Raw genomic sequence first — 4,040 nt, 5'->3', positions numbered from 1 at the left:
GGTCTGCACCGAACTCGCCGCCGGCCAGACGCCGACCGCGGTCACCGTCGACATCTTCCGGCACACCAGCCTGACGCCGCCGCAGGCGGCCCACGTGGTCTTGGCGGCCACCCAGGCCTATTGCCCGCAATTCTCCGGTCAGCCCGCCTAGGCGAATAACGACCCACCATGGGGGATTTCGAAAGTCGGAATCCCCCATCGGCCGTGGGAGCCGACGCCCCGCACGGCTCCAAGGATTCGTAGAGAAGTCCAACAGGCGCACGTTCGAAGCTCTTCTCAACACCCGCCCAGCCCCGACCCACGCGGCCAGAGACGAGAAGAGGCACACCATGACGACCGCCAACATCACCAAGACCCTGACCCTCGCGGTGGCCGCCGGCGCGGTCGCGCTCGGTGTGGCGGCCCCGGCCGGCGCCGCAGCGTCCCAACTCACCTACGGCGACCCGACCGCCGCCGCCCAATTCTGGCGCCAGCAGCAGTACGACGACTGCGTGCTGATGTCGAGTGCCGATGTCATCGGCGAGATCACCGGCGTGGCGCCCTCGGAGCACGACATCATCGCCAAGGCCCAATCGACGCCCAGCATCGCGCATCCCGGCTCGATCTACACCAAGCCCGCCGCCACCGGCAACCCGGAATCCGGAATGGGCGCGAACACCGCGGACATTCCCGAGTTGCTCGCCCAGTACAAGATCGGCGCCGTCCTCAGCGACAAGGACGACGCCGCGCAAACCGGCACCCCGGCCGGAATGGCCACTCTCGAGCGGGCGCTCGGCGGCGGTCACAAGGTGATCGTCAGCCTCAACGCCGAGCTGATCTGGCACCAGCCCGTCGAAGACAAGGGCAAGGACGGCCGCCCGGAGTCCAACCACGCCGTGGTGGTGACCGGCGTCGACACCGTCGCCGGCATCGTCCACCTCAACGACAGCGGCACACCCGAAGGCCGCAACGAGCAAATCCCGATCAAGCTGTTCGTCGAGTCCTGGGACACCAGCAACGAGTTGATGGTCATCACCACTTAGTCGCCGCCGGCGATTCGGTTCACGCGGCGCGCAACAGCGAGCGGCGTGCGCGTCGCGTGGCCGATATGTGGCGGCGGTGCAATTCAATTCGTGCGACGCACCCACTATCGCCCTGGGTGCGAACACATTTCAGCCCCCGGCCCCGGGTGCGGCGCCGCGCTCAGGCCATGGTTGGACGACATGCCGTCCGAGCTCGACGGTTTCTCGTGATTCGTAACGAATCCGCCCGCTTGGCGTCACAATCACAATGGTGAGCTCAGGGCATCCGACGCCGCGGACGCGGAAAGGCTGGTAGGCGGGATGGCGGACAAGCGTCTCGAATTCGGTCTGCTCGGACCGTTGGAGATGAGCGTCGACGGCACCCTGGTGCCGCTGGGCACACCCAAACAGCGGGCGGTGCTGGCGATGCTGCTGATGAACCGCAACAACCCGGTCGGCGTCGACCGGCTCATCACCGCCCTGTGGGACGAGTCGCCACCGTCGGGGGCGCGGGCCAGCATCCACTCCTACGTGTCCAACCTGCGAAAGTTGCTGACCGGTGCCGGCATCGACCCGCGCACGGTGCTGGTCGCGGCACCGCCGGGTTACCGGCTCAACGTCGCCAACGACCGTTGCGATCTGGGCCGGTTCATCGCCGAGAAGACCGCCGGCGTGCAGGCGGCGGCCGCCGGCCGGTTCGAGCAGGCCAGTCAGCACCTGTCGGCCGCCCTGGCCGAATGGCGCGGCCCGGTGCTCGAGGACCTGGACGGCCTTCGCTTCGTCGACGCCTTCACCGCGTCGCTGGTCGAGGAGAAGATCCTGGCTCACACCGCGCAGGCCGAGGCCGAAATTGCCTGCGGACGCGCCTTTACCGTGATCACCGAACTGGAAGCCCTGACGGCCGAGCATCCTTACCGCGAGCAGCTGTGGGCCCAATTGATGACCGCCTACTACCTCGCCGACCGCCAATCCGACGCGTTGGCGGCCTATCGGCGCGTGCAGAAATCGCTGGCCGATGACCTCGGGATCGACCCCGGCCAGAACCTGCGCGCCCTCAACGACCAGATCCTGCGCCAAGAGCCGCTGGACGTGAAGAAGAACGCCATGACGACCGCGGCGGTCGCGATCACCGTGCTTGAGCACTACCCGACCGACGACAAGGTGGCCGCTTATCTGCACGAGGTGTCCGGACGCAGTTATCCGCTGCGGGGATCGACAACCATTGGGCGGCTAGGCGACAACGACATCGTGCTCGACTCCCCCAAGGTCAGCCGGCATCATGCCGTCATCGTCGACACCGGAAACGGTTACATCATCGACGACCTGCGGTCCTCGAACGGCGTGCACGTGCGGGAGCAACGGATCCGTTCCGCAGCCACCCTGCGGGACGGCGACCGCGTGCGGATCTGCGACCACGAATTCACCTTCCAGGTCGCCGCTGACCACGAAGACGAGGCCTGAGAGCACGGCGAGCCGACCCGCGCTGACACGCGCGGCGATTGTTCCCGTTATCGTGCGGTGGGACGCCTGCGCGCTTACCGTCATGATTGCTCAGTCACGGGTTGCGATCGTGTGCCTGCCCGCAAAGTCTCGAAAGAGACCGGCAGGCTAGGGGTTGGGTTGGAAGGATGAGGAATGAGTGACGAGCAGTCCTCACGGGCGGGGTCGATGTTTGGCCCCTACCACCTAAAGCGGCTGCTGGGCCGCGGTGGGATGGGTGAGGTCTACGAGGCCGAACACACCGTCAAAGAGTGGACGGTCGCGGTCAAACTCCTGTCCGAAAGCTTCAGCCGGGACCCGGTGTTCCGCGAGCGGTTGAAACGCGAAGCCCGCACCGCCGGTCGTTTGCAGGAACCGCACGTGGTGCCGGTGCACGACTACGGCGAAATCGACGGCCAGATGTTCCTCGAGATGCGTTTGGTCGAGGGCACCGACCTGGACAGCGTGCTCAAACGCTTCGGCCCGCTGACTCCACCGCGCGCGGTCGCCATCATCACCCAGATCGCGTCGGCGCTCGATGCCGCGCACGCCGCCGGGGTGATGCACCGCGACATCAAACCGCAGAACATTCTCATCACCCGTGACGACTTCGCCTACCTGGTCGACTTCGGCATCGCCAGCGCCACCACCGACGAGAAGCTGACGCAGCTCGGCACCGCGGTCGGCACCTGGAAATACATGGCGCCAGAACGGTTTTCGGACGCGGAAGTCACCTATCGCGCCGACATCTACGCGCTGGCCTGCGTGCTGTTCGAGTGCCTGACCGGGACGCCACCCTACCGCGCCGACAGCGCCGGGGTGCTGGTCTCCGCTCACATGATGGACCCCATCCCCGCGCCCAGCGCGCAGCGCCCGGGGGTCCCGAAGGCCTTCGACGTGGTGATCGCCCGCGGCATGGCCAAGAAGCCGGAGGATCGCTATGCCAGCGCGGGTGATCTGGCCCTGGCCGCCAAGGAAGCGTTGAGCAACCCCGACCAGGACCGCGCCGCCACCATCTTGCGCCGCAGCCAAGAAGCCGCACTGCCCGCCGCCGACTACCCCGGCGCGGGAGCCCACGCCGCCGCGGCGCCCCCGCAGCCGTTCGGGCCGACGTTCAACACCCCGCCGCCGTCGCCGTTCGACCCGCCGTCGGCCCCCAGTTCCGGTCCGATACCGGCGCACGGCGGTCAGGCGTGGACCCCGACCAGCGGGCCGATCCCGGCGGCCGGTCAGCCGTATTACCAAGGCACCAATGCCAACTGGGGCGCGCCGCCCCAGTTCACCAGTTCGACGCCCTGGGGTCAGCCCCCGCCCAAACCGCACCGCTCGATCTGGCCGATCATCGCGGCCGTCGCCGTGGTGCTCGTCGTGATCGCGACCGGGGTCGGCATCTGGCTTGTCGTTCGCCCCAAGCCGGAACCACCGCAGGCCGCCCCGCTGGGCCCCGAACGCCTCAGCGGCCTGCTGCTCGGCCCGGCCGACATCAACGGTGTGATGGGCTCGTCGTCGATGCAGCCGGGCAAACCCATCACCTCGACGGACAGCTCCTCGGTGACGGTC

The 4,040-nt window shown here is 67.8% G+C and carries 4 protein-coding genes; all 4 read left to right on the top strand.

Annotated features, from left to right (window positions below; all coding sequences use genetic code 11):
• On the top strand, positions 1-151 hold a 151-nt coding region (locus A5659_RS27450; protein ID WP_156749150.1), incomplete at its 5' end, for a DUF732 domain-containing protein.
• 178 nt (positions 152-329) lie between these two features.
• Positions 330-1,022, top strand: a complete 693-nt coding sequence (locus A5659_RS24620) for a hypothetical protein (protein WP_067184892.1) — start codon at positions 330-332, stop codon at positions 1,020-1,022.
• A 300-nt stretch (positions 1,023-1,322) separates the two neighbouring features.
• The gene (locus tag A5659_RS24615; protein WP_067138279.1) at positions 1,323-2,462 is read left to right on the top strand and encodes a BTAD domain-containing putative transcriptional regulator; all 1,140 of its coding nucleotides are present in this window, start codon (positions 1,323-1,325) and stop codon (positions 2,460-2,462) included.
• A 174-nt stretch (positions 2,463-2,636) separates the two neighbouring features.
• The coding region (locus tag A5659_RS24610) for a serine/threonine-protein kinase (RefSeq protein WP_066871633.1) at positions 2,637-4,040 on the top strand (1,404 nt) is incomplete at its 3' end.

Source organism: Mycobacterium sp. 1165196.3 (assembly GCF_001673415.1).
Taxonomy (GTDB): Bacteria; Actinomycetota; Actinomycetes; order Mycobacteriales; family Mycobacteriaceae; genus Mycobacterium; species Mycobacterium europaeum_A.
The sequence above is the reverse complement of the archived record's forward strand: the minus strand, read 5'-3'. Positions and strand labels throughout refer to the sequence as shown.